Source organism: Pelomonas margarita (assembly GCF_043555875.1).
GTDB classification, from domain to species: domain Bacteria; phylum Pseudomonadota; class Gammaproteobacteria; order Burkholderiales; family Burkholderiaceae_C; genus Pelomonas; species Pelomonas margarita.
Map to the genome: position 1 here is coordinate 54,661 of NZ_JBIGHW010000004.1, position 26,264 is coordinate 80,924.

General features: G+C 68.9%; 24 protein-coding genes. 17 read left to right on the forward strand and 7 right to left on the reverse strand.

The features are described from left to right. The first annotated feature begins 10 nt into the window (after positions 1-10). Both ppk1 and ACG0Z3_RS08770 read left to right on the forward strand, forming a co-directional pair. Complete coding sequence (gene ppk1 / locus ACG0Z3_RS08765) at positions 11-2,155, forward strand: polyphosphate kinase 1 (protein ID WP_394396910.1); 2,145 nt, start codon at positions 11-13, stop codon at positions 2,153-2,155. A 36-nt stretch (positions 2,156-2,191) separates the two neighbouring features. Continuing rightward, on the forward strand, positions 2,192-2,653 hold the full coding sequence (locus tag ACG0Z3_RS08770) for a SixA phosphatase family protein (RefSeq protein WP_394396911.1): 462 nt from the start codon (positions 2,192-2,194) through the stop codon (positions 2,651-2,653). Positions 2,654-2,686: 33 nt separating this feature from the next. Here the strand turns inward: ACG0Z3_RS08770 and ACG0Z3_RS08775 are convergent, their stop codons facing one another. Continuing rightward, the gene (locus tag ACG0Z3_RS08775; RefSeq protein WP_394396913.1) at positions 2,687-4,177 is read right to left on the reverse strand and encodes a Ppx/GppA phosphatase family protein; all 1,491 of its coding nucleotides are present in this window, start codon (positions 4,175-4,177) and stop codon (positions 2,687-2,689) included. A gap of 62 nt (positions 4,178-4,239) precedes the next feature. On the opposite strand from ACG0Z3_RS08775, the gene ACG0Z3_RS08780 reads away from it, so the two are divergent. Both ACG0Z3_RS08780 and ACG0Z3_RS08785 read left to right on the forward strand, forming a co-directional pair. Further along, positions 4,240-5,106, forward strand: a complete 867-nt coding sequence (locus tag ACG0Z3_RS08780) for a dienelactone hydrolase family protein (protein ID WP_394396914.1) — start codon at positions 4,240-4,242, stop codon at positions 5,104-5,106. Positions 5,107-5,167: 61 nt separating this feature from the next. Beyond that, positions 5,168-5,959 (forward strand): ZIP family metal transporter, encoded by a 792-nt coding sequence (locus ACG0Z3_RS08785; protein ID WP_394396915.1) that lies wholly within the window; start codon positions 5,168-5,170, stop codon positions 5,957-5,959. A gap of 21 nt (positions 5,960-5,980) precedes the next feature. Here the strand turns inward: ACG0Z3_RS08785 and ACG0Z3_RS08790 are convergent, their stop codons facing one another. The 4 genes from ACG0Z3_RS08790 to ACG0Z3_RS08805 form a co-directional block, all read right to left on the reverse strand. After that, positions 5,981-6,415, reverse strand: a complete 435-nt coding sequence (locus ACG0Z3_RS08790; protein WP_268168436.1) for a universal stress protein — start codon at positions 6,413-6,415, stop codon at positions 5,981-5,983. Positions 6,416-6,484: 69 nt separating this feature from the next. Continuing rightward, the gene (locus tag ACG0Z3_RS08795) at positions 6,485-7,297 is read right to left on the reverse strand and encodes a sulfurtransferase (protein ID WP_394396918.1); all 813 of its coding nucleotides are present in this window, start codon (positions 7,295-7,297) and stop codon (positions 6,485-6,487) included. 3 nt (positions 7,298-7,300) lie between these two features. Beyond that, positions 7,301-8,185: a DMT family transporter gene (locus tag ACG0Z3_RS08800; RefSeq protein ID WP_394397502.1), complete on the reverse strand. Its 885-nt coding sequence runs from the start codon at positions 8,183-8,185 to the stop codon at positions 7,301-7,303. Between the two features lie 17 nt (positions 8,186-8,202). After that, on the reverse strand, positions 8,203-9,327 hold the full coding sequence (locus tag ACG0Z3_RS08805) for an aromatic ring-hydroxylating oxygenase subunit alpha (protein ID WP_394396919.1): 1,125 nt from the start codon (positions 9,325-9,327) through the stop codon (positions 8,203-8,205). Between the two features lie 230 nt (positions 9,328-9,557). On the opposite strand from ACG0Z3_RS08805, the gene xseB reads away from it, so the two are divergent. The 3 genes from xseB to dxs are packed head-to-tail and all read left to right on the forward strand — an operon-like array spanning position 9,558 to position 12,622. After that, positions 9,558-9,809, forward strand: a complete 252-nt coding sequence (gene xseB / locus ACG0Z3_RS08810) for an exodeoxyribonuclease VII small subunit (protein ID WP_394396920.1) — start codon at positions 9,558-9,560, stop codon at positions 9,807-9,809. A gap of 2 nt (positions 9,810-9,811) precedes the next feature. Beyond that, positions 9,812-10,699 (forward strand): polyprenyl synthetase family protein, encoded by an 888-nt coding sequence (locus ACG0Z3_RS08815; RefSeq protein ID WP_394396922.1) that lies wholly within the window; start codon positions 9,812-9,814, stop codon positions 10,697-10,699. Between the two features lie 15 nt (positions 10,700-10,714). Next, the gene (gene dxs, locus ACG0Z3_RS08820; RefSeq protein ID WP_394396924.1) at positions 10,715-12,622 is read left to right on the forward strand and encodes a 1-deoxy-D-xylulose-5-phosphate synthase; all 1,908 of its coding nucleotides are present in this window, start codon (positions 10,715-10,717) and stop codon (positions 12,620-12,622) included. Here the strand turns inward: dxs and ACG0Z3_RS08825 are convergent. Then, positions 12,570-13,478 (reverse strand): LysR family transcriptional regulator, encoded by a 909-nt coding sequence (locus tag ACG0Z3_RS08825; RefSeq protein ID WP_394396926.1) that lies wholly within the window; start codon positions 13,476-13,478, stop codon positions 12,570-12,572. The genes dxs and ACG0Z3_RS08825 overlap by 53 nt on opposite strands. Before the next feature lie 70 nt (positions 13,479-13,548). Here ACG0Z3_RS08825 and lysA point away from each other — a divergent pair, with 70 nt between their 5' ends. The 6 genes from lysA to ahpF all read left to right on the forward strand — a co-directional run bounded on the left by lysA (position 13,549) and on the right by ahpF (position 20,197). Continuing rightward, positions 13,549-14,799, forward strand: coding sequence for a diaminopimelate decarboxylase (gene lysA, locus ACG0Z3_RS08830; protein ID WP_394396927.1), 1,251 nt, complete (start codon positions 13,549-13,551; stop codon positions 14,797-14,799). A 36-nt stretch (positions 14,800-14,835) separates the two neighbouring features. Beyond that, positions 14,836-15,906 carry a Gfo/Idh/MocA family protein gene (locus tag ACG0Z3_RS08835; protein ID WP_394396928.1) on the forward strand — a complete coding sequence of 357 codons (1,071 nt, stop codon included), beginning with the start codon at positions 14,836-14,838 and terminating at the stop codon, positions 15,904-15,906. A 78-nt stretch (positions 15,907-15,984) separates the two neighbouring features. After that, the gene (locus ACG0Z3_RS08840; RefSeq protein WP_394396929.1) at positions 15,985-16,566 is read left to right on the forward strand and encodes an acyltransferase; all 582 of its coding nucleotides are present in this window, start codon (positions 15,985-15,987) and stop codon (positions 16,564-16,566) included. Then, the gene (locus tag ACG0Z3_RS08845; protein ID WP_394396930.1) at positions 16,566-17,741 is read left to right on the forward strand and encodes a DegT/DnrJ/EryC1/StrS family aminotransferase; all 1,176 of its coding nucleotides are present in this window, start codon (positions 16,566-16,568) and stop codon (positions 17,739-17,741) included. Before ACG0Z3_RS08840 ends, ACG0Z3_RS08845 begins: the two co-directional genes overlap by 1 nt. A 134-nt stretch (positions 17,742-17,875) precedes the next feature. Beyond that, positions 17,876-18,439 carry an alkyl hydroperoxide reductase subunit C gene (gene ahpC / locus ACG0Z3_RS08850; protein ID WP_394396931.1) on the forward strand — a complete coding sequence of 188 codons (564 nt, stop codon included), beginning with the start codon at positions 17,876-17,878 and terminating at the stop codon, positions 18,437-18,439. 204 nt (positions 18,440-18,643) lie between these two features. After that, on the forward strand, positions 18,644-20,197 hold the full coding sequence (gene ahpF, locus ACG0Z3_RS08855) for an alkyl hydroperoxide reductase subunit F (protein WP_394396932.1): 1,554 nt from the start codon (positions 18,644-18,646) through the stop codon (positions 20,195-20,197). Here the strand turns inward: ahpF and rarD are convergent. Beyond that, positions 20,194-21,069 (reverse strand): EamA family transporter RarD, encoded by an 876-nt coding sequence (gene rarD, locus ACG0Z3_RS08860; RefSeq protein ID WP_394396933.1) that lies wholly within the window; start codon positions 21,067-21,069, stop codon positions 20,194-20,196. The two genes, ahpF and rarD, sit on opposite strands and share 4 nt — an antisense overlap. A gap of 86 nt (positions 21,070-21,155) precedes the next feature. Between rarD and ACG0Z3_RS08865 the strand changes: the two genes are divergently transcribed. The 4 genes from ACG0Z3_RS08865 to ACG0Z3_RS08880 all read left to right on the forward strand — a co-directional run bounded on the left by ACG0Z3_RS08865 (position 21,156) and on the right by ACG0Z3_RS08880 (position 26,056). Next, positions 21,156-21,425 carry a MoaD/ThiS family protein gene (locus tag ACG0Z3_RS08865; RefSeq protein ID WP_394396934.1) on the forward strand — a complete coding sequence of 90 codons (270 nt, stop codon included), beginning with the start codon at positions 21,156-21,158 and terminating at the stop codon, positions 21,423-21,425. A 1-nt stretch (position 21,426) separates the two neighbouring features. Next, complete coding sequence (locus ACG0Z3_RS08870; protein ID WP_394396936.1) at positions 21,427-22,500, forward strand: WD40/YVTN/BNR-like repeat-containing protein; 1,074 nt, start codon at positions 21,427-21,429, stop codon at positions 22,498-22,500. Between the two features lie 64 nt (positions 22,501-22,564). After that, positions 22,565-24,010, forward strand: coding sequence for a methyl-accepting chemotaxis protein (locus ACG0Z3_RS08875; protein WP_394396938.1), 1,446 nt, complete (start codon positions 22,565-22,567; stop codon positions 24,008-24,010). A gap of 87 nt (positions 24,011-24,097) precedes the next feature. After that, positions 24,098-26,056: a CocE/NonD family hydrolase gene (locus ACG0Z3_RS08880; protein ID WP_394396939.1), complete on the forward strand. Its 1,959-nt coding sequence runs from the start codon at positions 24,098-24,100 to the stop codon at positions 26,054-26,056. Positions 26,057-26,264: the final 208 nt, after the last annotated feature.

Sequence of the window (26,264 nt, forward strand, 5' to 3'; positions counted from 1 at the left end):
ACTTTTCATCATGACCGCTGCTAATTCGTCGACGCCGCTGAAGTTGCTCAACCGCGAGCAGGCTATCCTGGAATTCAACCGCCGTGTGCTGGCCCAGGCCCAGCGCGAGGACGTGCCGCTGCTGGAGCGGCTGCGCTACATCTGCATCGTGTCCAGCAACCTGGACGAGTTCTTCGAGGTGCGTTTTGCCGACATGCTGGACGCCGCGCGCGACCCGCTGAGCACCGTGACCGGCCAGGACGTGGACCGCGTGGGCCGCGCCGCCCACACGTTGATCGACGAGCAGTACCACGTGTTCAATGAGCAGGTGATGCCGCTGCTGCGAAAGCAGCGCATCGTCATCCTCAACCACGCCGACCGTGACGACGCGCAGCGCGCCTGGGTGGGCAAGTTCTTCGAGCGCGAGGTCAAGCCGCTGCTGGTGCCGGTGGGCCTGGACCCGGCCCACCCCTTCCCGCAGGTGGCCAACAAGTCGCTGCACTTCATCGCGCGGCTGTCGGGCAAGGACGCCTTCGGCCGCGACAACCGCATCGCCATCGTCAAGGTGCCGCGCGTGCTGCCGCGCGTCATCAAACTGCCGGCGGAACTGTCGGCCCCCACGTCGCCGGGTACGGCTTCTGCCCCCCGTGGGGGCGCGGCGGGCTCGGGAGCGGCCCAGCGCCCGCCGGCTGCCGGCCACCAGGCCTTCGTGCTGCTGACCAGCGTCATCCGCGCGCATCTGGAGGAGCTGTTTCCCGGCCGCAAGGTGGAGGCGTTCTCGCAGTTCCGCGTCACGCGTGACTCCGACCTGGAGGTGGACGAGGAGGAGATCGCCAACCTGCGCCACGCGCTGCGCTCTGGCCTGACGACGCGCCACTTCGGCCGCGCCGTGCGGCTGGAGGTCGTCAACACCTGCCCGGCCGAGCTGTCGGCCTTCCTGCTGGAGCAGTTCGGCCTGCCGGCGGCAGCGCTGTACCGCGTGAACGGGCCGGTCAACCTGGTGCGGCTCAACGAGCTCATCGACCAGACCGACGCGCCGGCGCTGCGCTTTGCGCCCTTCGAGCCGGCCTGGCCCACGGGGCGGCTGCCGCGCCACAAGTCCATCTTCGACCGGCTGCGCAAGGGCGACGTGCTGCTGCACCACCCGTTCGAGAGCTTCGACCCCGTCGTTCAGATGCTGCGCGAGGCGGTCAACGACCCCGATGTGCTGGCCATCAAGCAGACCATCTACCGCACCGGCGCCAAGAGCGAGCTGATGGACCTGCTGATAGAGGCGGCGCGGCGCGGCAAGGAAGTCATGGCCGTCGTGGAGCTGAAGGCGCGCTTCGACGAGGAGGCCAACATCAACTGGGCCGAGCGGCTGGAGGCCGTGGGGGCGCAGGTGGTGTACGGCATCGTGGGCTACAAGACCCACGCCAAGCTGCTGCTGGTGATGCGCCGCGAGGGCGGCAAGCTGCGCCGGTATGCCCACCTGTCCACCGGCAACTACAACCCCAAGACGGCGCGCCTGTACACCGACGTGGGCCTGCTGACCGCCGACCCCGACCTGACGGCCGATGCCGACTCGGTGTTCCGCCAGCTGGCGTCGCTGGGCAAGTTCAAGGCGCCGCGCCGCATGCTGCTCGCGCCGTTCAACATGCACAGCCGCATGGTGGAGCTGTTGGCGCAGGTGGAGGCCGCGGCGCGCGCCGGCTACAAGGCTGCGCGCGTGGTGATCAAGATCAACGCGCTGACCGATGCAGAGCTCATCCACGCGTTGCTGCGCACCGCCCAGGCCGGCGCCAAGGTGGACCTCATCGTGCGCGGCGCCTGCATGCTGCCGCCAGGGCTGCCCGGCGTCAGCGACAACATCGTCGTGCGTTCGGTGGTGGGCCGCTTCCTGGAGCACACGCGGGTCTGCTACTTCCGCTGGGCGGAGAGCGACGATGGCGAAGCGCTGTTCCTGTCCAGCGCCGACTGGATGAGCCGCAACATGTTCCGCCGCATCGAGGTGGCCTGGCCGGTGCTGGACGCCCGGCTGCGCCAGCGTGTCATCGACGAGGCCTTGCAGCCCTACCTGCACGACACGCTGGACGCCTGGCAGCTGGGCCCGGACGGCCGCTCGGCGCGCATCAGCGGCGAGCCGGGCGTCGGCGCGCAACAGGCGCTGATGCGCCGCTACAGCAGTGATGTCTGAGCCTCTTGGCCTGCAACGCTGGAACAAGGTGAGTTCATGGACCTGATCCTGTGGCGCCACGCCGAAGCCGAAGTCATCGCGCCCGGCCAGGACGACCTGCAGCGCCTGCTAACGCCCAAGGGCGAACGCCAGGCCCGGCGCATGGCGGCTTGGCTCAATCACCGGCTGGCCGCGTCCACGCGTGTGCTCGTCAGCCCGGCGCTGCGCTGCCGCCAGACGGCCGACGCGCTGGGGCGCGAGGCGCGCATCGTGCCGACGCTGGCGCCGGATGCGCCTCTCCAGGCGCTGCTGGACGCCGCTCGCTGGCCCAAGGCCAGCGAGCCGGTGCTGATCTGCGGCCACCAGCCCACGCTGGGCCAACTGGCGGCGCACCTGCTGGCCGGCGTGGAGCAGGACTGGGCGGTGAAGAAGGGCGCTGTCTGGTGGCTGCGCTGGCGCCAGCGTGACGGCGCGCCGGAGGTGACGCTGCACGCCGTGCAGGGGCCGGACGCGCTGTAGCCGGGGCGGGTCACGACCCGCCCGATGCCACCTTCAGCTGACAACAAGCTCCAGCAGGTCGCCGCGCGCCCAGGCCGCGGCCTCTTCCTTCAGCAGGAAGCGGGTGCGTGCCTGCTTGTTGGACCAGCTGCGCGGGCTGCGCAGCGTCAGGCGCCGCCCGGCCCGCTCCAGCGTCGGCACGCCGGGGGGCACCGTGCGGGCGTGGCACAGGATGACGGCCAGCCGCAGCGCGACGAGCTGTTCCAGCAGCCCCGCCTCGCCGAGCTGTGCCTCCAGCTTGCGCAAGCCGCCCCGCTGGCCTAGCGCCAGCGTGGCCAGCCGCTGTAGCTGGTTGGTGGAGAAGCCGGCGGCGTCCGCGTGGCCGAGGATGTAGGCGCTGTGGCGGTGGTGGTCGTGATGCGAGACCAGCATGCCGATCTCATGCAATGCAGCGGCCCAGCGCAGTTCGCGCAGCGGCTCGGCCAGCGGCTTGGGCACCAGCTGGCGGTAGAGCTTCTCGGCCTTCTCGGCGACGCGGTCGGCCTGCGCCTGGTCCACGCCGAAGCGCTGCTGCAACTGCTGCACGGCATTGGCGCGCGGATCGCGGGCGCCGCTGGGCTGCTGCCGCTCGGCCAGGTCGAAGATGACGCCCTGGCGCAGCGCACCTTTGGTGGGCAACAGCTCATCAATGCCGAACTGCGTCAGCAGCGTGTAGAGGATGCACAGGCCGCCGGCCACGACGGGGCGGCGGTCGTCCTTCATGCCGGGCAGCTGCAGCTTGTCCTGCGAGCCGGCGGCCAGGCATTGGTTGATGCACCAGCGCAGCGCGGCCGGCGTGATGCGGCCGTCGGTCTGGCCCGATGCCGCAAGCACCTGCGACACCGCGCCCGCCGTGCCCGACGAGCCCAGCGCCTCCCTCCACAGCTCGGGGCGGAACAGCGTCAGGCCTTCCTCCAGCTCCGCCCCAGCGGCCACCTGCGCTGCACGGAAGGCCTCCTCGGTGTAGCGGCCGTCGCCGAAGAAGCGCATGGACAGGCCCACGCTGCCGACGCTGTAGGACTCGGCCAGCACGGCCTTGCGGCCGGTTCCCAGGATCATCTCGGTGGAGCGGCCGCCGATGTCGATGACCAGCCGGGGCTTGTCCGAGGGCTGCAGCCGCGCGACGCCGGCGTAGATCAGGCGGGCTTCCTCGCGGCCGGCGATTACCTCCACCGGATGGCCCAGCACGGCCTGCGCGCGCGCCAGGAAGGCGTTGCGGTTGCGGGCCTCGCGCAGCGTCTGCGTAGCCACGGCCCGCACGCGCCCGGCCGGGATGCCGGTCAGCTGCTCGCCGAAGCCCTTCAGGCAGGCCAGGCCGCGCTCCATGGCGGCCTCGGTCAGCATGCCTTCGTCGTCCAGGCCGGCCCCTAGGCGCACGCTTTCCTTGATGTAGCTGACCCGCTGATAGCGCTCGCCGCTGAGGCGGGCCAGTTCCAGCCGGAAGCTGTTGGAACCGATGTCGATGGAGGCCCAGAGTTGGCCGGCTGTATCGGGGCGCGTCGTCATGGCGGCGGATTGTCGGGGCAAAATTTGACGCCCCTTCGTAACTCACGCCCCCCGGAGCGCCCATGCTGAAAGACGACATCGACAGCCTCAGCCCCGCACGCGATTTCAACCGCCGCAGCTTTGTGCAGACCACGGTGGGTAGCGGCTTTGCAGCCGCCGTGCTGCCGGTAACGGCGCAGACCGTCACGACCGACACCGCGGGCCTGGAGGCGGGCCCGGTGACCATCCCGGTGGGCGACTTCGCGATGCCTGCCTACCGCGCCCAGCCGGCCGGCAAGCAGCACCTGCCGGTCGTGCTGGTGGCCAGCGAGATCTTCGGCGTGCACGAGCACATTGCCGATGTGTGCCGACGCTTCGCCAAGGCGGGCTATCTGGCCATCGCGCCGGAGCTGTTCGTGCGCCAGGGCAACGCCGGTGCCTACACCGAGGCGGCGCGGCTCATCGCTGAGGTGGTCAGCAAGGCCAGCGATGCGCAGGTCATGGCCGACCTCGACGCCACGGTGGCCTGGGCGGCCGCCCAGGGTGGCGACACCGCCCGGCTGGCCATCACCGGCTTCTGCTGGGGCGGGCGCACGACCTGGCGCTACGTGGCGCACAACCCGCGCGTGGCGGCGGGCGTGGCCTGGTACGGCCCGGTGGCGCGGGCCTACCACCCGGGTGACAAGACCATCGTAGAGCTGGCCGCGGCCATCAAGGCGCCGGTGCTGGCGCTGTATGGCGCGGCGGATGGTGGCATCCCGGTGGAGACGCTGACGCAGCTGGAAACAGCGCTGAAAGCCGCCGGCAACCTGAGGAGCGAGTTCGTCGTCTACCCCGACACGCCGCACGCCTTCCATGCCGACTACCGGCCCAGCTACCGCAAGGCCGCGGCCGAGGACGGCTGGAAGCGCTGCCTGGCCTGGTTGGCCGTCCACGGCGTGAAGGCTTGACAGCTCTGCTACGCTGACTGCACTCGGGCCGCAGCTGCGGCCCGTTGCTTTGGCAGATTTCATGACGCTTCTCTATATCGTGCTCGCGACCTTTGCGGGCGGCCTGCTGTCGGTGCTGGTGGCCGCCAGCCTCACCGTGGGCGTGCTGACCCGCCTGGTGAAGAGCCTGGTCAGCCTGTCGGCTGGCATTTTGCTGGGCACCTCGCTGCTGAACGTGCTGCCCGAAGCCTTCGAGAGCCACACCGCCGAGCCGCAGACGCTGTTCGCCGTGCTGCTGGGCGGCCTGCTGTTCTTCTGGCTGCTGGAGAAGGTGGAGCTGTATCGGCATGTGCACCACCACGAGGGTGATGGCCACCACCACCATCACCACTTCGACGCCGAGCAGGCGGGCCGTGGCGGGCTGTCGGTGCTGGTGGGCGACAGCATCCACAACTTCTGCGACGGCGCCATCATCGCGGCCGCCTTCCTGGCCGACACCAAGCTGGGCGTGGCCACGGCGCTGGCCATCGTTGCCCACGAGATCCCGCAGGAGGTGGGCGATTACATCGTGCTGCTGAACGCCGGCTTCAGCCGCGCCAAGGCGCTGCTGTTCAATGCTCTGTCGGGCATGGCGGCGGTGCTGGGCGGGGTGTCGGGCTGGCTGCTGATCGGCCAGTTCGACCTAGCTTTGCCCTATCTGCTGGTGCTTGCGGCCAGTAGCTTCATCTACGTGTCGGTGTCGGATCTGCTGCCGCAACTGCAGCAGCGCCTGGCCATCCGCGAGACCATCGCGCAGGTGGCCTGGCTGGCCGTTGGCCTGGCGCTGTCGCTCGGGGTGTCAACACTGCTGCACGGCGCCGCGCACGCGCACTGAAGTGCGCGGCGGCAGCGCGCGTCACTTGACGATGAGCACGGGCAGGTCGACGTGCGTGAGCACCTTCTGCGCCTCGCTGCCCATCAGCAGCGCCGCAAAGCCCTTGCGGCCATGCGAGGCCATGACGATGAGGTCGACGGACTGGTCCTTGGCGTGGTCGACGATGGCCTCCCAGGCGTGGACTGCTTCCACCGTGTGGCCCTGGCAGGCCAGGCCCTCGGCCGCGGCCGCGGCACACACGTCTTCCACGCGCTTGCTGGCCAGGCGCTGCTGCGCGTCGATGAACTCCTGCGGCGGCACGGGCTGGATCTCCGAGACCGCGCTGTAGGGGAAGGGGTCCATAACGCTGAGCGTCAGCAGCTGCGCGCCGTGCAGCTTGGCGAGCTGGATGGCCATGTCCACCGCGTGGGTGGTGATGTCAGAGCCATCGGTGGGAACAAGGATGCGCTTGAACATGCAGTCCTCCTGTCGTCGTTGCGGAGAACCCCAGTGTGGCGCATGCGTGTGTCATGTGCTTGTCGGAGATCAACCCTTTGCGATGGGGCGCGCGGGGTCGGCGGACCACTCGCTCCACGAACCCGCATAGAGCACGCCTAGCCCCAGGCCGGCATGCGCCATGGCGAGCAGGTTGTGGCAGGCGGTCACGCCGGAGCCGCACTGGTGCACGACGTTGCCGGTGGCCAAGGCCTGCAGTTCGGCGCGCAGCTGCGCGGCGGGCTTGAAGCGGCCGTCGGCGCCGAGGTTGTCCTTGAAGAAGCGGTTGGCGGCGCCGGGAATGTGGCCGGCAGCCTTGTCCAGCGGCTCGATCTCGCCGCGGAAGCGCTCCCCGGCGCGGGCGTCGATGAGGCGGACGCGGCCCAGCTGCGTCAGCAGCGCCTCGGCGCTGATCTGTTGCACCAGCGGTTCGCTGGGCTGCCAGGTGCTGGGCGTGGCGGCCGGCAGCGCGGTCGTCATGTCGCCGTCCCAGGCGCCGTCCAGCACGGCCACCTCGGCATGGCCCAGCCATTGCAGCATCCACCACGCGCGGGCGGCGTACATGCCGCCCTGCCGGTCGCAGGTGACGACCTGACGGCCCGCGCGCAGGCCCAGGCGGCGCATCAGCGCCGCGAAGGTCTCGCGTGCCGGCAGCGGGTGGCGGCCGTAGAACCTGCCGTCAGCGCTGGTGGTGGCGCCGGCGAGGTCGCGGTCCAGGTGCAGGTAGAACGCGCCGGAGATGTGGCCGGCCGCGTAGGCGCGCTCGCCGGCACCGGTGTCGGCGAGGTCGAAGCTGCAGTCCAGGACGAGCGGGTCGTGCAGCGCGCGCAGTTCGGCGGCGGAGATCAGCGTCGTGTAGGCCATGGGTCAGGACTCGTTGGGGTTGAACTGGCTGTCCTTGGGCGGCGGCGCGGCCCGGGCGCGCAGCAAGGTGGCCGCGATGCCGGCGCCGATGATGAGCAGCATGCCCAGGGCCGCCAGCCAGGTCAGCGGGTCCTTGAACAGCAGCATGCCGTAGCCGAAGGAGAACACGATGCCCAGGTACTGCAGGCAGGCGTTCACCAGCGGGCGGCCGATGGCGTAGGCGCGGGTTAGGCAGACCTGGGCCGTCGTGGCCAGCAGGCCCACGGCCAGCAGCAGCGCGGCGCCGCGCAGCGTGTGGGCTTGCAGGCCGCCTTCGGTGATGCCGGTGATGACGGCGCCGGCCACGCAGCCGCCGGCGGAGAAGTAGAAGACGACGCGCAACTCGGGCTCGCCGGCCCGGCCCAGTGCGGTGACCTGCAGGTAGGCCATCGCGGCGATCATGCCGGACAGCAGGCCCGCGAGGCCGTGCCACAGCTGCTGCTGGTCCAGCGTGGGGCGCAGGATGAGCGCGACGCCGACGAAGCCCAACAGCACCGAGGCCATCAGACGCCAGTCCAGCTTCTGCGCGCCCATCAGCACGGCGCCGCCGAGCAGGAACAGCGCCATCCAGACCGAGGACATGTAGTTCAGCGTCATCGCCGTGGCCAGCGGCAGCTTGGCGATGGCGTAGAACCACAGGCACAGCGAGGTGACGCCCGAGATGCTGCGCCACAGATGCATGCCGGGCAGGCGGGTCTTGAGGCTGAGGCCTTGCTGGCGAACCAGCACGGCCATCATCACCATGCCCACCAGGCCGCGGTACATGACGATCTCGCTGGCTGCGTAGAGCTCGCTGGCCAGCTTGACGCAGACGCCCATGGTGGCGAACAGGAAAGTCGCCAGAACCATGAGCATCGGGGCGGGCATCAGGCGCCTGTGCCTTCGCTCATGCCCATCTGCTGGCGGAACCACTCGTGGAAGTGCTGCATGCCGTCTTCCATCGGGCTCTGGTAGGGGCCCACCTCGTTGTCGCCGCGCATCAGCAGCGCCTTGCGGCCGGCATCCATGCGCTCGCCGATCTCGTCGTCCTCCACGCAGGTCTCCATGTAGGCGGCCTGGTGGGCCTCGACAAAGTCGCGCTCGAAGGCCGCGATCTCCTCGGGGTAGTAGAACTCGACGAGGTTCAGCGTCTTCTGCGGGCCCTGCGGGTGCAGCGTGGACACCACCAGCACATGTGGATACCACTCCACCATGATGTGCGGGTAGTAGGTCAGCCAGATGGCGCCTGCCTCGGGCGGGCGGCCTTCTCGGTACTTCATGAGCTGGTCATGCCAGCGCTGGTAGACCGGTGAGCCGGGCCGCTCCAGCCCCTGGTGCACGCCGACCGTCTGCACCGAGTGGTGCTTGCCGAACTCCCAGGCCAGGTCGTCGCAAGTGACGAAGCCGCTCAGGCCGGGGTGGAAGGGGCCGACGTGGTAGTCCTCCAGGTAGACCTCGATGAAGGTCTTCCAGTTGTAGTTGCACTCGTGGACCTGCACCTTGTCGAGCACGAAACCGGAGAAGTCCAGCTGCGCGCGCGGCCCGAGCTGGGCCAGCTCGGCGGCGACGTCATGGCCGTTGTCCTCGAACAGCAGGCCGTTCCATTCCCGCAACTTGTAGTTGTTCAGGTTCAGGCAGGGGTCGTGGTCGAAGTGCGGCGCGCCAATCAGCTCGCCCTGATGTGAATATGTCCAGCGGTGCAGCGGGCAGACGATGTTGGCCTGTGTGTTGCCGCGCCCCTTCAGCATGACCGCCTGGCGATGCCGGCAGACGTTGGAGATCAGCTCGATGCCTTGGGCGGAGCGCACCAGCGCCCGGCCTTCGCCCTCCTGCGGCAACGCATAGTGGTCGCCGATTTCCGGTACAGCCAGTGCATGGCCGACATAGCGGGGCCCTCGCTGAAAGATGCTGGCCTGTTCGCGCTGGAACAGATCGGGATCGAAGTAGGCGCTCACCGGGAGCTGGGTCTGGCTGCGTTGTAGCGCCGAGACAGGGAGGCTCAGGTCGGACATGATCCAGGCGGGTCTTTCAGGCGGGTAGGGGTGCTGCGTCCCTCCGGCGCATCTCGGCTTGCCGAGTCGGCCAGGTTGCTGTGGTGGATGGGGTGCGGGTCGCGTACGCGCGCGGCCGCGGAGGAAGGGTCGGGATTCTACCCAGGCCGTCGGCCGTCCACTACAGAGGGGCTTTGTCCGTGGGGGAATGTCAAAACCCGCTGACTACAATTGCCGTTTCGCGTTTTGAAATGACAAAGCCCTCTTCCCGCACCAAGCCCGCCGCGACAGACGGCATTGAAACCAGCTACGAGCAGGCGCTCGACGAGCTGGAACGCTTGGTGGCGGCGATGGAGGGCCAGCAGCTCCCGCTGGATCAGCTCTTGCAGGCTTACAAGCGTGGCGCCGAACTGCTGGCCCTGTGCCGTGGCCGGCTGCAGGCCGTGGAGCAGCAGGTGAAGCTGCTGGACGGCAACGAGCTGAAGGCCTGGGAGGGCTCCTGAACATGGAAGCAAAAGACTTCGGCCACTGGGTTGACCAGTCGCTGGGCGCCGTCGAGTCGGCGCTGGACGAGCTCGTGCCCGCCCGCGCGCCTGCGGGCCTGGGCGAAGCGATGCGCTATGCCGTGCTCGGCGGTGGCAAGCGGCTGCGGCCGCTGCTGGTGCTGGCGAGCTGCGCTGCCGTCGAGGGCAATGCCTTTGCGGCGATGCGTGCGGCCTGCGCCGTTGAACTGATCCACGCCTATTCGCTGGTGCATGACGACATGCCCTGCATGGACAACGATGTGCTGCGCCGCGGCAAGCCGACGACGCATGTGGCCTTCGGTGAAGCCCAGGCCATGCTGGCCGGCGACGCGATGCAGGCGCTGGCCTTCGACGTACTGACGCCCGACGAAGGCATCGCCCCTGCGTTGCAGGCGCGGCTGTGCGCGCTGTTGGCCCGCTCGTCGGGCTATGACGGCATGGCAGGCGGTCAGGCCATCGACCTGGCCAGCATTGGCAAGCAGCTTGACGAATGCACGCTGCGCGACATGCACCGCCGCAAGACCGGTGTGCTGCTGCAGGCCAGCGTCATGATGGGGGCGGCCTGCGGGCCGGCGTCTGCACTGGCGACCAAGTCGCTGTCGGATTACGGCGCCGCGCTGGGCCTGGCTTTCCAGGTCGTCGACGACATCCTGGACGTGACGCAGGACTCCGCCGTGCTGGGCAAGACTGCTGGCAAGGATCAGGACGCCAACAAGCCGACCTATGTCAGCGTGCTGGGCTTGGAGCCGGCCCGAGCGCTGGCACAGGCGCTGCGTGCCGAGGCCAAGGCGGCGCTGGCCGCCAGCGGCCTGGCCGACGTCAGCCACCTGAGGCTGCTGGCCGACTCGGTCGTCGAGCGCGTGAACTAACAAGAGGGCACCGCCATGGACTACACGCTGCTGAACGGCATCAACAGCCCGGCCGACCTGCGCCGGCTGCCGCGCACCGACCTCAAAAAGGTTGCCGATGAGCTGCGCGCCTATGTGCTGGAGAGTGTCTCCAAGACCGGCGGTCATCTCGGCTCCAACCTCGGCACCGTCGAGCTGACGGTGGCGCTGCACTACGTCTTCAACACACCGGAAGACCGGCTGGTTTGGGACGTGGGCCACCAGACCTACCCGCACAAGGTGCTGACCGGCCGTCGCGACCGCATGGGCTCGCTGCGCCAACTGGGCGGTATCAGCGGCTTTCCGCGCCGCGATGAGAGCGAGTACGACACCTTCGGCACCGGCCACTCGTCCACCAGCATCTCCGCCGCCCACGGCATGGCCATGGCGGCCAAGATCAAGGGCGAGGATCGCAAGGCCGTCGCAATCATTGGCGACGGCTCGATGACGGCCGGCATGGCCTTCGAGGCGCTGAACAACGCCGGTGTGGCGCATGGCGGCCTGATGGGCGACGTGCTCGTCATCCTGAACGACAACGACATGTCGATCAGTCCGCCCGTCGGCGCGCTGAACAAGTACCTGGCCCGCCTGATGAGCGGCAGCTTCTACGCGGCCGCTCGCGAGGGCGCCAAGAGCGTGCTGAAGAACACGCCGCTGTACGAGTTCGCGCGTAAGTTCGAGGAGCACACCAAGGGCATGGTCGTGCCGGGCACGATCTTCGAGGAGTTCGGCTTCAACTACGTCGGCCCCATCGACGGCCATGACCTCGACTCCCTCGTGCCGACGCTGGAGAACCTGCGCGACAAGCGCGGCCCGCAGTTCCTGCACATCGTCACGAAGAAGGGCGCCGGCTACAAGCTGGCCGAGGCGGATCCGGTCAAGTACCACGCCGCCTCCGGCAAGTTCGACCCCGCTGTGGGCTTCGTCACGCCGGCAACGAAGCCAAAGACGACGTTCACGCAGGTGTTCGGCGACTGGCTGTGCGACATGGCCGAGGCCGATCCGCGCCTCGTCGGTATCACGCCGGCCATGCGCGAGGGCTCGGGCATGGTGGAGTTCCACAAGCGCTTCCCGCAGCGCTATCACGACGTCGGCATCGCCGAGCAGCACTCGGTGACCTTCGCCGCGGGCCTCGCCTGCGAAGGCCTCAAGCCGGTCGTCGCGATCTATTCGACCTTCCTGCAGCGCGCCTACGATCAGATGGTCCACGACGTGGCCATCCAGAACCTGCCGGTGCTGTTCGCGCTGGACCGTGCCGGCCTCGTCGGCGCCGACGGTGCAACGCATGCCGGCAACTACGACATCGCCTACACGCGCTGCATTCCCAACATGGCTGTGCTGACGCCGGCCGACGAGGACGAATGCCGCCAGGCGCTGTACACCGGCTTCTTGCACAACGGCCCGGTCACGGTGCGCTACCCGCGCGGCGCCGGTGCCGGCGTCGTGCCGGTCAAGCAGATGACGGCCCAGCCCTGGGGAAAGGGCGAAGTGCGCCGTGAGTCCCAGAGCACCGGCCAGCGTATCGCCGTGCTGGCGTTCGGCACGCTGCTCTACCCCGCACTGGAAGCGGCGGAGCGCCTGGATGCGACGGTGGCCAACATGCGTTTCGTGAAGCCGCTGGATGCCGAGCTTGTCGCCGAGCTGGCACGCACGCACGACGCCCTCGTCACCGTCGAGGACGGTTGCCTCATGGGCGGTGCAGGCAGCGCGGTGACCGAGGCGCTGAACGCTGCCGGAATCACGATTCCGGTGCTGCAGCTGGGCTTGCCGGACGAGTTCGTCGAGCATGGCGACCCGGCCAAGCTGATGAGCCTTTGCGGGCTGGATGCCGCCGGCATCGAGGCCAGCATCGTCAAGCGCTTTGGCGCGAAGCCGACGGTGGTTGCCCGCTCCGCAGCGCGCTGAGCAAGGCATCGACCAGCGGTTGCGCGGGTCGGTGCAGCGGGATCAGCGCACTGACACGATAGGGAATCGACACCGTCAACGGCCGCACTTCGAGACCTGGGCCGGAACAGGCTGCCGCGGTCAACGGGTTCACGATGGCCACGCCCAAGCCTGCTCGCACCAGTTCGCAGACGGCCACGGCGCTGTGTGTCTGTAGCCGCAGTCGCCGCTTCACGCCCGCCGCGTCGAAGCGTGCGTCGATTTCGCGTCGGTAGGGATCGTCCTCGGCCAGGCTGATGAAGTACTGGTCGTCGAAGTCCTTCAGCGCCAGCCGCTTGCGCGATGCCAGTGCATGACCAGCCGGCAGCACGGCCACTTCATCGGCCTGCAGCAGCGGCTCCACCCGCACGCCGGGTAACGGCGTGGCCTGCTCGGCCAGGCCGAGGTCGAAACGCTGCTCGCCCATCCATGCGTCCAACAGTGGTGGCTCGGCGGGCGTGATGGACACGTTGGCGCTCGGATGCCCGGTCAGCAGTTTGGTCAGCGCGCCGGGCAGCAGCGCGTGGCTCAGCGCCGGCAGGCTCAGCACGCTGAGTTCCGTGTCCTCCGATCTGCCCAGCGCCTCGGCGCGCTCGATGACGCGGGCCAGGCCCTGGAAGCTGCGCTCCACCTCGTCGAAAAGCGCCCGCGCCCGCGCCGTCGCCTTCAATCGGCCCCGTTCACGGTCGAACAGCGCGTAGCCCAGCAGCTGCTCCAGCCGCGCCAGGTCACGCGAGAGCGTGGGCTGTGACGTGTGTAGCAGCGCTGCGGCGGCGGTGACGCTGCCAGCCGTCATGACGGCGCGGAAGACTTCGATGTGGCGGTGCTGGATATCCATATCGGGATTGGATTGTCCAACGACAAATTGCAATTTGATTGAATGGACGGCGGGCGGCATGCTGCGAACCATGACAAAGCCCCTGCCTGCCGCCCTCACGCCCGCCCGCCTGCAAGCCCAGGCCGCCGACCACGGCACTCCGCTGTGGGTCTACGACGCCGCTACCATCCGCGCCCGTGCCGCGTCGCTGAAGCGTTTCGACGTCGTTCGCTTCGCGCAAAAGGCCTGCTCCAACATCCACGTGTTGAAGCTGCTGCGCGAGGTCGGCGTCAAGGTGGACTCCGTGTCGCGAGGCGAGATCCTGCGCGCGCTGGCGGCGGGTTACCAACCGGGTGGCGACGAGATCGTCTTCACGGCCGACCTGCTGGACCACGCGACGCTGGCCACCGTCGCCGAGCACCGCATCCCGGTCAACGCCGGTTCCATCGACATGCTGCACCAACTGGGCGCCGTGTCGGCCGGCCACCCGGTCTGGCTGCGCATCAACCCCGGCTTCGGCCACGGCCATAGCCACAAGACCAACACCGGTGGCGAGCACAGCAAGCACGGCATCTGGCACGCCGACCTCGCCGCGGCGCTGGGCGCTATCCGCCAGTACGGCCTGAAGCTCGTCGGCCTGCACATGCACATTGGTTCCGGCGTGGACTACGGCCATCTGGCCCAGGTCGGGCAGGCGATGGTGGGCCTGGTGAAGCAGGCCGTCGACGCCGGCCATGACCTGCACGCCATCTCGGCCGGCGGCGGCCTGTCCATTCCCTATCGCGAGGGCGACGCCGGCATCGACGTGGACCACTACTTCGGCCTGTGGGATGCGTCCCGCCGCGAAGCCGAGGCGCTGGTAGGCCATGCGCTGACGCTGGAGCTCGAGCCCGGTCGTTACCTCGTCGCCGAGAGCGCCGTGCTGCTGGCGGAGGTGAGGGCGGTCAAGAACGCCGGCGCTAACCGATTCGTGCTAGTGGATGCTGGCTTCAACGAGCTGATGCGGCCCGCGATGTACGGCAGCTTCCATGCGATGACGCTGCTGCCTCGCGACGGCGTCGCGCGGCCCGTGCGCGAGTCCGTCGTCGCCGGCCCGCTGTGCGAGTCGGGTGACGTGTTCACGCAGGCGGCCGGCGGTGAGGTGCTGACGCGCCCGCTGCCCGAGGCGCAGGTCGGCGACCTGCTGGTCATCCACGACGCGGGTGCCTACGGCGCGTCCATGTCCAGCAACTACAACAGCCGGCCGCTGGCGGCTGAGGTGTTGGTGGACGGCGACGCCAGCCGCCTGATCCGTCGCCGCCAGACAGTCGAGGAACTGCTGGCTTTGGAGACCGGTCTTTGATCGGACAATCCGGGGATTGAGTTCCCCAGATTGCCCATGCCCACGTCCCGCCCGCCCGTCCAGGGCCGCAAGGTCCGTTTCGCGTTGATCGGCTGCGGCCGCATCGCGCAGAACCACATCGAAGCCGTCAGGCGTCATGCCGATCGGGCGGAGCTGGTAGCGGCCTGCGACATCGACGCGGCAGCCCTTGCCGAAGCCGTGGCCAAGACGGGTGCGCGCGGCTTTTCGTCGCTGACGGCGCTGCTGGCGGCCAAGGACGAGCTGGCCATCGACTGCGTCGTGCTGACGACGCCCAGCGGCCTGCACCCGCGCCAGGCCATCGAGGCCGCCGCGGCCGGCCTGCATGTGATGACCGAGAAGCCCATGGCCACGCGCTGGCAGGACGGCCTGGCCATGGTCAAGGCCTGCGACGACGCCGGCGTGCGCCTGTTCGTCGTCAAGCAGAATCGCCGCAATTCGACGCTGCAGCTGCTCAAGCGCGCCGTGGCCGAAGGCCGCTTCGGGCGGCTCTACAACGTGGCCGTCAACGTGTTCTGGACGCGCCCCCAGGCCTACTACGACAGCGCCGACTGGCGCGGCACCTGGGAGTTCGACGGCGGCGCGTTCATGAACCAGGCCAGCCACTACATCGACCTGCTGGACTGGATCGTGGGCCCGGTGGAGAGCGTCATGGCGTACACCGGCACGCTGGCGCGCAACATCGAGGTCGAAGACAGCGGCGTCGCCGCGCTGAAATGGCGCAGCGGCGCGATGGGCACGGTCAACGTCAGCATGCTGACCTACCCGAAGAACCTCGAAGGCTCGATCACGCTGCTGGGCGAGAGGGGTACGGCGCGCATCGGCGGCCTGGCGGTCAACGAGATCAAGGAGTGGCAGTTCGACGCGCCGCACGACATGGACGCGCAGGTGGCCGATGCGAGCTACCAGACGACCTCCGTCTATGGCTTCGGCCACCCTGCGTACTACGACAACGTCATCAACACGCTGCGCGGCGAGGCACAGGCTGAAACGGACGGCCGCGAGGGCCTGAAGTCGCTGGAGCTGCTGATTGCGATGTACATGAGTGCCCGCGACGGCAAGCGCATCAACCTGCCGCTGCACTACTGATATGCCCCCACGTTCACTTCGTTCACTGCCCCCCGAGGGGGCGCTCGCGCCTTTGGGGCGACCCGGCGGGCGCGACTGATGGCCACCACGATTCACCCCTCGGCCATCGTCGATGACGGCGCCCAGTTGGGCGACGACTGCCGCGTCTGGCATTTCGTTCACATCTCGGCTGGCGCGCGCATCGGCGCGAAGTGCTCGTTCGGCCAAAACGTCTATGTTGGCAACGACGTCGCCATCGGCAACAACGTCAAGATCCAGAACAACGTCTCGGTCTACGACGCCGTGACGCTGGAGGACGACGTGTTCTGCGGCCCCAGCATGGTGTTCACCAACGTCTACAACCCGCGTTCGGCTGTCACGCGCAAGGACGAGTACCGGCGCACGCTGGTGAAGCAGGGCGCGACGCTGGGTGCCAACTCGACCATCGTCTGCGGCACCACCATCGGCCGCCACGCCTTCATCGGCGCTGGCGCCGTCATCAACCGCGACGTGCCCGACTTCGCGCTGATGGTGGGTGTGCCGGCGAAGCAGATCGGCTGGATGAGCCGCTTCGGCGAGAAGCTGGCGCTGCCCGTGAAGAGTGCCGATCCCGTCGAAGCCACCTGCCCGCACACGGGCGACCATTACCGCCTGACCGGGCAGCAACTCACTTTGATCTGATGGACTTCATCGACCTCAAGAGCCAGTACGCGGCCCTGCGCGACAACATCAACTCTCGCATCCAGGCCGTGCTGGATCACGGCCAGTACATCCTCGGTCCCGAGGTCGAGGAGATGGAGGCGGCGCTGGTGGCCTACTCGGGCGCCAAGCACTGCATCAGCGTCGCCAGTGGCACCGAGGCGCTGCTGATCTGCCTGATGGCGCTGGACCTGCAGCCCGGCGACGAAGTCATCACCAGCCCGTTCACATTCGCGGCGACGGCCGAGATGATCGTGCTGGCCGGCGGCGTGCCGGTGTTTGTCGACATCGAGGCGGATACGGCCAACATCGATGCGACGCTGATCGAGGCGGCCATCACGGCGAAGACGAAGGCCATCATGCCGGTCAGCCTGTATGGCCAAGTGGCGGACATGGACGTGATCAACGCGATTGCGACCAAGCATGGCCTCGCCGTCATCGAAGACGCCGCGCAGAGCTTCGGTGCGACGTACTGGGGTGCCCCCACGTCGGCGAGTACGCCGGCTGCCCCCCGAGGGGGCGCGCCCGCCTTGGGGCGGCCCGGCGGCGGGCCGGGCAAGAAGAGCTGCAACCTCTCCACCTTCGGCTGCACCAGCTTCTTCCCGAGCAAGCCGCTGGGCTGCTACGGCGACGGCGGCGCCATCTTCACGAGCGACGACCGGCTGGCCCAGGCCTGCCGCGAGATCCGTACCCACGGCCAGAGCCAGCGCTACCTGCACACCCGGCTGGGCGTGGGCGGCCGCATGGACACGCTGCAGTGCGCCGTCGTGCTGGGCAAGCTGGACCGTTTCAGCTGGGAGATCGAGCGTCGCCTGGCGCTGGGCGATGCCTACGCGCGCAAGCTGCAAGCTGCCGCGCCTGACCTGCAACGGCTGGCCGTGCGGGGCGACCGCGACTGCGTCTGGGCGCAGTACACCGTCTTCGTCGACGATCGCGATGCCGTGCAGGCGCGCCTCAAGCAAGCCGGCGTCCCGACAGCCGTTCACTACCCCCGGCCGCTGCATCACCAGCCCGCCTATGCCCGCTACGCGCAGCCCGAGTCCTGCCCCCACAGCGTGGCTGCGGCAAGCCGGGTGATGAGCCTGCCGATGAGCGCCGATCTCACCGACGCCCAGCAGGACCAGATCGTCAGCGCACTGGCGGGCGCCCTGCGCTGAGGGGCGCGGTACGCCGTTTCGGGCGGGCGCCATAGGCAGCGCCAATAACGGTCATTTGATAAATGTTTTCAACCGAAAACAGGTTTTATCTATAGTTCCGTCTATCCCATCAACCCGCCCCCACGGAGCGTTTCATGTCCCTGATCAACACCCAAGTCCAGCCCTTCAAGACCGAAGCCTTCCACAACGGCAAGTTCATCACCGTCAGCGACGAGACGCTGAAAGGCAAGTGGTCCGTGCTGATCTTCATGCCGGCTGCCTTCACCTTCAACTGCCCGACCGAAGTCGAAGACGCGGCCGACAGCTACGCCGAGTTCCAGAAGCTGGGCGCCGAGGTCTACATCGTCACGACCGACACGCACTTCTCGCACAAGGTGTGGCACGAGACCTCGCCGGCCGTCGGCAAGGCCAAGTTCCCGCTGGTGGGCGACCCGACCCATACGCTGACCAACGCTTTCGGCGTGCACATCCCCGAAGAAGGCCTGTCGCTGCGCGGCACCTTCGTGATCAACCCGGAAGGCGTGATCAAGACCGCTGAAGTGCACTCCAACGAGATCGCCCGCGACGTGTCGGAAACCCTGCGCAAGCTGAAGGCTGCCCAGTACACCGCCGCCAACCCCGGCCAGGTCTGCCCGGCCAAGTGGAAGGAAGGCGCCAAGACCATTGCCCCGTCTCTGGACCTGGTCGGCAAGATCTAACTGATGAACTTTAGGGTTGGACCTCGTCGCGCAGCGGCAAGCTCCGACCTCAACTGATCAAGATGTCGCTTGCAAGGAGCCCGGGAGGGCTCCTTCCCTCCGCAGAGCCCCTCAGGTTCTGCTGAAAGGGCCTCCGGCCGCTTCGGTGCGGGGACCCTTTCAGCAGTGGCCGGACTCGCCACGCCTCACTGAAAGGACCTCACCATGTTGGACGCCGCCCTCAAGACCCAGCTCCAGGGCTACCTGGACCACGTCAAGCTTCCCTTCGAGATCGTTGCCTCGCTGGACGACTCGGCCAGCAGCGCTGAGATGCGCGAACTGCTGGACGAGATCGCCAGCATGAACGACAAGATCACGCTGCGCACCGACGGCACCGACGCGCGCACGCCGTCCTTCCTGCTGCGCCGCACTGGCACCGAGCAGAGTCTGCGTTTCGCGGCCATACCGCTGGGCCATGAGTTCACGTCGCTGGTGCTGGCCCTGCTGTGGACCGGCGGCCACCCGCCCAAGGTCGAGCCCGCCCAGATCGACGCCGTCAAGGCGCTGGACGGCGACTACGACTTCGAGATCTACATGAGCCTGACCTGCCACAACTGCCCGGACGTGGTGCAGGCGCTGTCGCTGATGGCCATCGTCAACCCGCGCGTGCGCACCACCGTCATCGACGGCGGCCTGTACCAGAGCGAGGTCGAGGGCCGCGACATCATGGCCGTGCCGGCCGTGTGGCTGAATGGCAAGCCCTTCGCGTCGGGCCGCATGAGCCTGGAGGAGATCGTGGCCAAGCTCGACACTGGCGCCGCCGCTCGCGATGCCAAGAAGCTGGACGCAGAGGGGCCCTACGACATGCTCATCGTCGGCGGTGGCCCTGCTGGCGCGGCGGCCGCCGTGTACGCGGCGCGCAAGGGCATCCGCACCGGGGTGGCGGCCGAGCGTTTCGGCGGCCAGGTGAACGACACGCTGGGCATCGAGAACTACATCTCCGTGTCCATGACCGACGGCCCCAAGTTCGCGGCTGCGTTGGAGGGCCATGTCAAGGACTACCAGGTCGACATCCACAACCTGCAGCGCGCCGAGAAGCTCATCCCCGCCACCGAGCCTGGCGGCCTGATCCAGGTGCAGCTGGCCAACGGCGCCACGCTCAAGGGCAAGACCGTCATCCTGTCGACCGGCGCGCGCTGGCGCAACGTCAACGTGCCCGGCGAGGCCGAGTACAAAAACAAGGGCGTGGCTTACTGCCCGCATTGCGACGGCCCGCTGTTCAAGGGCAAGCCGGTCGCGGTCATCGGCGGCGGAAACTCGGGCGTGGAGGCCGCCATCGACCTGGCCGGCATCGTCAAGCACGTGACGCTGATCGAGTACGGTGACCAGCTGCGCGCCGACGCCGTGCTGGTGGCCAAGGCCCGCAGCCTGCCCAACGTGACCATCATCACCAACGCGCAGACGACCGAGTTCACTGGCGCCGGTGGCAAGCTCAACGGCCTGAACTACACCGACCGCGTCAGCGGCGAGGCCCGGCGCGTGGAGGTGGACGGCTGCTTCGTGCAGATCGGCCTGGTGCCCAACACCGAGTGGCTGCGCGGCACAGTGGAGCTGAGTAAGCACGGCGAGATCATCGTGGACGCCAAGGGCGCGACCTCGGTGCCCGGCGTGTTCGCGGCTGGCGACGTGACGACCGTGCCCTTCAAGCAGATCATCATCGCCGCCGGCGACGGCGCGAAGGCGGCCCTCGGCGCCTTCGACCACCTGATGCGCAGCTAAGCCGGCCGGGCGACTGCCGCGCGGCGGGCCTGCCACAGGCCTTCCGCGCTGTAGACAGCCAGCGCCGCCCATATGAAGCCGAACGCGACCAGCCGCGTCGCGTCCATCGCCTCCTGGAACAGGAACACGCCCAGCAGGAACTGCAGCGTCGGCGACACGTATTGCACGATGCCCAGCGTGGCCAGCGGAATGCGGCGCGCTCCGGCCGCAAACAGCAGCAGCGCCCCGGCCGTCACCGGCCCGGTGCCGATCAGCCAGACCCAGTCCACCGCGGTCTGTCCGGCCAGTGAGCCGGCTTGCGCCCAGAAGGCCAGCCCGGCCAGCGCCAGCGGCGCGAGGATCAGCGTCTCTAGCGCCAGGCCCTCGATGGCGCCCAGCGTCGCCGTCTTGCGCATCAGGCCGTAGAGGCCGAAGCTGACCGCCAGCACCAGCGCGATCCAGGGCAGCCGGCCGGCCGCCACCGTCAGCCACAGCACGCCGAACGCCGCCAGGCCCACGGCCAGCCACTGCACCGGGCGCGGCCGTTCGTGCAGCACCGCAAAGCCCAGCGCCACGTTGACCAGCGGGTTGATGAAGTAGCCCAGGCTGGCGTCGATGACGTGGCCATGGCCCACCGCCCACACATAGGTCAGCCAGTTCACGGCGATCAGCAGCGCCGAGATCGTGAAGCGCCGCCAGGTGGCGGCACGCACCTCGCGCAGCCAGCGCAGGTGGCCGGTCACCAGCAGCACCACGGCCACGAAGGCCAGCGACCACAGCGTCCGGTGCGCCACGATCTGCAGCGCCGGGATGGCGGCGATCTGACGGAAGTACAGCGGAAACAGTCCCCAGCTCAGGTAGGCGCCGAGGGCATAGAGGACACCAGCGTTCATCGCCGGCATTCTCGTTGCGGGTAATCCCCGGTGCCATCGCAGGGGCGACGCCGTCGAATCGAGCCGGTCCTGTTCGTCGTCATCCCATGGCCCGCATCGAATTCACGCCGCAACTGCATCGCTTCGTCGAGACGCCCGTGCTCGACACCGCCGCCACGCAGCTGGGCGACGGCCTGGCGGCCGCGTTCGCGATCAATCCCCGCCTGCGTGGCTACATCCTCGACGACCAGGGCCACGTGCGGCCCAACGTGGTCGTCTTCATCGATGGCCGGCGCGCGCGCGACCTGCGCGGCCTGACCGACCCCCTTGGCCCCGACAGCCGGGTTCATGTTCTGCAAGCACTCTCTGGAGGTTGAGATGGCAACTGATCGCGCCTGGGCCGCGACCCGCAAAGGCCTGTTCGAACTTCGTCTCCGTGGCGCAAGCTGGCAAGTGGAGAACCTGAGCTTCACCGCCGACCCGGTCACCATGCTGCTGCCGCCCGACGCCTCTGGCCACATGCTGGCCGGGCTCAATCTCGGCCACTTCGGCGCCAAGCTGCAGGCCAGCGATGACGCCGGTCAGACCTGGCGCGAGGTGGCGGCGCCCAGCTTCCCGCCGCAGCCCGACGGCGCCGAGGGCCCGGCCTGGAAGCTAGAGCAGGTGTTCGCGCTGGAGCGCGCGGGCGACGCCATATGGTGCGGCAGCGTGCCGGGCGGGCTGTTCGTCAGCCATGACCGGGGTGAGTCCTGGCAGCTGGCCGAAGCGCTGTGGCGCGACCCGCGCCGCACCGAGTGGATGGGGGGCGGCAACCCCAATCCGGCGCTGCACTCCATCTGCCCGCATCCCACGCAGCCGCAGGAGCTGCTGATCGGCGTGTCTTGCGGCGGCGCCTGGCGCACGACTGACGGCGGCGCCAGCTGGGCGCTGCGCGCCAAGGGCATGCGGGCCGACTTCATGCCGCCCGAGCTGGCTGGCGACGAAAACTCGCAGGACCCGCACCTCATCGCCCGCTGCCGTGATGCGCCCGAAGTGCTGTGGTGTCAGCACCATTGCGGCATCTTCCGCTCCACCGATAACGGCGCGAGCTGGGACGAGCTGCAGGCCCAGCCGTCGAGCTTCGGTTTCGCCGTGGCCGCCCACCCGCGCGAGCCTGGCACGGCCTGGTTCGCGCCGGCCATCAAGGACGAGCGCCGCATCCCCGTCGACGCCGCACTGTGCGTGACCCGCACGCGCGACGGCGGCAAGACCTTCGACGTGCTGCGCAACGGCCTGCCGCAGCAGCATTGCTACGACCTGATCTACCGCCACGGCCTGGCCGTGGACGACACCGGTGAGCAGCTCATCATGGGCTCCACCACCGGCGGCCTGTGGGCCAGCGGCGACGGCGGCGACAGCTGGCAGACCGTCTCGGCCCACCTGCCACCCATCTACGCCGTCAAGTTCGGATGACTTGCCGACCAGGGTGTTGCACTCCTAGCATGGCGTCTCCGACAACGATCCGAGGAGACAGGGTATGAGCAGCGCAACCGGGCAGGCAGGTCAGGGCGAGCGCGAGAGCGCGCGGCAGGCCTCATGGCGAGAAGCTGACCAGATGATGTTGATGGGTCTGGCGGTACACGTGCTGATCGCGCTGGCGCTGGGCCTGCACTTCGGCGGTATCGGCCTGGCCATCGGGGGCAGCGTGGTGCTCGCCGGTGCCGCGCTGGCGGCCCACCTGACTGCCGGCGGCACGGCGCTGTCAGCCCACACCATGGCTGTGGCGGCCATGGGCATGGTGGCGCTGCAGATCCAGCTGGCGCGCGGCATGCTGGAGTTTCATTTCGGCGTGTTCGTCACGCTGGCTTTTCTGCTCGCCTACCGGCACTGGGCGCCCATCGTCACCGGCGCGGCGGCGATTGCCGTTCACCATGTGCTGTTCGACCGCCTGCAGGCGTCCGGCATGGGCGTGTACTGCCTGACCGAGCCCGGCTTCTCGCGCGTGATGGTGCATGCCGGCTATGTGGTGGGGCAGACCGTGTTCGAGCTGCTGATCGCGCGCCAGATGTACCGCCGCGCGGCCGAGCAGTCGGCGCTGGTGGGCCTGGTGGAGCACCTCACGGCGCATGAGCGCATCAACCTGGACACCGGCCACATCACCAGCGCCGAGGGCACGGCCGGGCTGCTGCGCGACGCGGTGGACCGCATCCACGGCGTGGTGCGCCAGGTGCAGACGGCGGCCAAGAGCATCGACGGTGCCAGCGCCGAGATCGCCGCCGGCAACCAGGACCTGTCGGTGCGTACCGAGAAGATGGCGGCCAGCCTGCAGTCCACCGCCTCATCCATGGACTCGCTGACCGTGGCCGTGCGCCAGACCGCCGACTCCGCCACCCAGGCCCACGCGCTGGCCAGCGGCGCGGCCGGCTCGGCCTCGCGCGGCGCGGGTGTGGTGCAGCAGGTGGAAACCACCATGCAGGCCATCGACGCCAGCGCCGGCCGCATTGCCGACATCACCGGCCTCATCGACTCCATCGCCTTCCAGACCAACATCCTCGCGCTGAACGCGGCCGTCGAGGCGGCCCGCGCGGGCGAGGAAGGCCGGGGCTTCGCCGTCGTGGCCTCCGAGGTGCGCGCGCTGGCCCAGCGCAGCGCCGAGGCTGCGCGCGACATCAAGCGGCTTATCGCGCAGTCCACCGAGCAAGTGCAGGCCGGCTCGGGCCTGGTGGTGTCGGCGGCCACGGCCATGCGCGAGATCGAGGGCGCTGCCCAGCAAGTGGCCCAGCTCATCGGCGACATCGCGCGCTCCGCCGCCGAGCAGAGCGAGGGCATCGGCCGCGTCAACCAGGCCGTGGGCCAGCTGGACCAGGTCACGCAGCAGAACGCCGCGCTGGTGGAGCAGTCCGCCGCTGCGGCCGAGAGCCTGCGCGACCAGGCGCAGCGGCTGGCCGATGAGGTCAGCGTGTTCAGCACGCGCGCCGGCTGAGGCAGGGGCGGCGGCTCAGGGTTTCCGGCAGGACCACGGCGCTGTCGGCGCCGTGGGCGGCGCGGCCCGTGGTGTCAGACTCCGGTCATGCCTGCTGCCCAAGCCCTTCATCCGTTGCGCCGCGTCGCGCTGTCGTGCCTGCTGGCGTCTGCGCTCGGCGCCATCGCCCCGGCCCATGCCGACGTGCCCGCCTACGAGCCGCGCGAGCACTACACCAAGTACGAGTACCGCGTGCCGGTGCGCGACGGCAAGAAGCTGTTCACCGCGGTCTACGTGCCCAAGGACGCCAGCCGTCGCCACCCGTTCCTGATGGTGCGCACGCCCTACGGTTGCGGGCCCTACGGCGTTGACCGCGACGGCGTGCGGCGCCTCGCGCCCAACGAGGACTTCCTGAAAGCGGGCTACATCTTCGTCTGCCAGGACGTGCGCGGGCGACACATGTCGGAGGGCGAGTTCATCGAGATGACGCCGCACAAGCCGGTCAAGAAGTCGGCGGCCGACGTGGACGAGAGCGCCGACACCCATGACAGCGTGCAATGGCTGCTGGAGCACGTGCCAGGCCATAACGGCCGCGTTGGCCTGTGGGGCATTTCCTACCCGGGCTTCTACACGGCGGCTTCCATCATCGACTCCCACCCCGCCATCAAGGCCGCCTCGCCGCAGGCGCCCATCGCCGATCTCTACATGGGCGACGACAGCTATCACGGCGGCGCCTTCATGCTGGCCGCCAACTTTGGCTTCTACACCGGCTTCAAGCCGCAGCGCACGCCGGTGCTACCGCCCAAGAGCTGGCCGTCGTTCGACTGGGGCACGCTGGATGGCTACGAGTTCTACCTGCAGCACGGCAACCTGGACGCGCTGTCGGCCCGGCTGGCCCGTGACGGCGGCCCCAACCCGTACTTCGATGTGCAGATCCAGCACGACACCTATGACGCCTTCTGGCAGGCCCGCGCCATCACGCCGCACCTGAAGAACATCCGCGCCGCCGTGCTGACGGTGGGCGGCTGGTTCGATGCCGAGGATCTCGCCGGCCCGCTGGCCATCCACCGTGCCATCGCGAAGCAGAGCCCGGCGACGGACAACCGCCTCGTCATGGGGCCCTGGGTTCATGGCGGCTGGGTCGGCGCGCCGGGCCGGCAACTGGGCCGCGTGCAGTTCCAGCAGCCCACGTCGGAGCAGTTTCAGAAGGAAGTGCTGCTGCCCTTCTTCGAGCAGCACCTGCGCTCCGATGGCGAGGTGAAGACGCCCAAGTCGCCACCGGCCCGGGCCACGGTGTTCGAGACCGGCACCAACGTGTGGCGCCGCTACGAGGCCTGGCCGCCGCGCGAGGCGCAGCCGCGCACGCTGTACTTCGCGCCCGGCGGCCGGTTGAGCTTCACGCCGCCCGTCGACACGGCGCCCGCGTTCGACAGCTGGGTCAGCGATCCCAACAAGCCCGTGCCTTTCGTCGGTTATGCCGCCCTGGGCGTGCCGCAGGAATACATGGTCAGCGACCAGCGCTTCGCTGCCACGCGGCCGGACGTGCTGACTTTTCGCAGCGAGGTGCTGGAGGAGGACGTCGTCATCGCCGGCCCGCTCGTGGCGCGGCTGTTCGCGTCCACGACCGGCACGGACGCCGACTGGGTGGTCAAGCTCATCGACGTCTACCCGCCCGAGCTGGACGAGGACGCCGCCCGCAAGCGCAAGCCGCGCAGCGATGACGTCGAGCCGCCCGAAGCGCCGCTGGGCGGCTACCAGCAGCTGGTGCGCGGCGACCCGCTGCGCGGGCGCTTTCGCCATGGCTTCGAGACGCCACGGGCCATGGTGCCCGGGCAGGTGGAGGAACTGCGCGTGACGCTGCAGGACGTGAACCACAGCTTCCGCCGCGGCCACCGCATCATGGTGCAGGTGCAGAGCAGCTGGTTCCCGCTGATCGACCGCAACCCGCAGACCTTTGTGCCCATCCGCAGCGCGCGGCCCGAGGACTTCCAGCCCGCCACACAGCGCCTGTACCGCTGGCAGGGCCAGGCCTCGGGGCTGGACGTGAAGGTACTCGCGCCGCGTTGACCTGGCCCCTATGCTCGCGCCGCGAGGAGTTCGCGGCCTTCATGCGCGTCGATGCGTTCGCGGCGCGCGAGCGGCTCACCACCTTCGCGGACGACGCCAAGGGCCTGGAGCTGCTGCGTTATGACTGGGGCGATGTGCTGCTGGGCGACCGGCTGGCCGTGCTGCATGCGGCACAGGCCGACGGGCTGGCCCTGGTTGCGCTGGCCGG

Coding starts and splice junctions, on each gene's coding strand:
- ppk1 (WP_394396910.1), top strand. CDS start 11: ATGACCGCTGCTAATTCGTCGACGCCGCTGAAGTTGCTCAACCGCGAG.
- ACG0Z3_RS08770 (WP_394396911.1), top strand. CDS start 2,192: ATGGACCTGATCCTGTGGCGCCACGCCGAAGCCGAAGTCATCGCGCCC.
- ACG0Z3_RS08775 (WP_394396913.1), bottom strand. CDS start 4,177: ATGACGACGCGCCCCGATACAGCCGGCCAACTCTGGGCCTCCATCGAC.
- ACG0Z3_RS08780 (WP_394396914.1), top strand. CDS start 4,240: ATGCTGAAAGACGACATCGACAGCCTCAGCCCCGCACGCGATTTCAAC.
- ACG0Z3_RS08785 (WP_394396915.1), top strand. CDS start 5,168: ATGACGCTTCTCTATATCGTGCTCGCGACCTTTGCGGGCGGCCTGCTG.
- ACG0Z3_RS08790 (WP_268168436.1), bottom strand. CDS start 6,415: ATGTTCAAGCGCATCCTTGTTCCCACCGATGGCTCTGACATCACCACC.
- ACG0Z3_RS08795 (WP_394396918.1), bottom strand. CDS start 7,297: ATGGCCTACACGACGCTGATCTCCGCCGCCGAACTGCGCGCGCTGCAC.
- ACG0Z3_RS08800 (WP_394397502.1), bottom strand. CDS start 8,185: ATGGTTCTGGCGACTTTCCTGTTCGCCACCATGGGCGTCTGCGTCAAG.
- ACG0Z3_RS08805 (WP_394396919.1), bottom strand. CDS start 9,327: ATGTCCGACCTGAGCCTCCCTGTCTCGGCGCTACAACGCAGCCAGACC.
- xseB (WP_394396920.1), top strand. CDS start 9,558: ATGACAAAGCCCTCTTCCCGCACCAAGCCCGCCGCGACAGACGGCATT.
- ACG0Z3_RS08815 (WP_394396922.1), top strand. CDS start 9,812: ATGGAAGCAAAAGACTTCGGCCACTGGGTTGACCAGTCGCTGGGCGCC.
- dxs (WP_394396924.1), top strand. CDS start 10,715: ATGGACTACACGCTGCTGAACGGCATCAACAGCCCGGCCGACCTGCGC.
- ACG0Z3_RS08825 (WP_394396926.1), bottom strand. CDS start 13,478: ATGGATATCCAGCACCGCCACATCGAAGTCTTCCGCGCCGTCATGACG.
- lysA (WP_394396927.1), top strand. CDS start 13,549: ATGACAAAGCCCCTGCCTGCCGCCCTCACGCCCGCCCGCCTGCAAGCC.
- ACG0Z3_RS08835 (WP_394396928.1), top strand. CDS start 14,836: ATGCCCACGTCCCGCCCGCCCGTCCAGGGCCGCAAGGTCCGTTTCGCG.
- ACG0Z3_RS08840 (WP_394396929.1), top strand. CDS start 15,985: ATGGCCACCACGATTCACCCCTCGGCCATCGTCGATGACGGCGCCCAG.
- ACG0Z3_RS08845 (WP_394396930.1), top strand. CDS start 16,566: ATGGACTTCATCGACCTCAAGAGCCAGTACGCGGCCCTGCGCGACAAC.
- ahpC (WP_394396931.1), top strand. CDS start 17,876: ATGTCCCTGATCAACACCCAAGTCCAGCCCTTCAAGACCGAAGCCTTC.
- ahpF (WP_394396932.1), top strand. CDS start 18,644: ATGTTGGACGCCGCCCTCAAGACCCAGCTCCAGGGCTACCTGGACCAC.
- rarD (WP_394396933.1), bottom strand. CDS start 21,069: ATGAACGCTGGTGTCCTCTATGCCCTCGGCGCCTACCTGAGCTGGGGA.
- ACG0Z3_RS08865 (WP_394396934.1), top strand. CDS start 21,156: ATGGCCCGCATCGAATTCACGCCGCAACTGCATCGCTTCGTCGAGACG.
- ACG0Z3_RS08870 (WP_394396936.1), top strand. CDS start 21,427: ATGGCAACTGATCGCGCCTGGGCCGCGACCCGCAAAGGCCTGTTCGAA.
- ACG0Z3_RS08875 (WP_394396938.1), top strand. CDS start 22,565: ATGAGCAGCGCAACCGGGCAGGCAGGTCAGGGCGAGCGCGAGAGCGCG.
- ACG0Z3_RS08880 (WP_394396939.1), top strand. CDS start 24,098: ATGCCTGCTGCCCAAGCCCTTCATCCGTTGCGCCGCGTCGCGCTGTCG.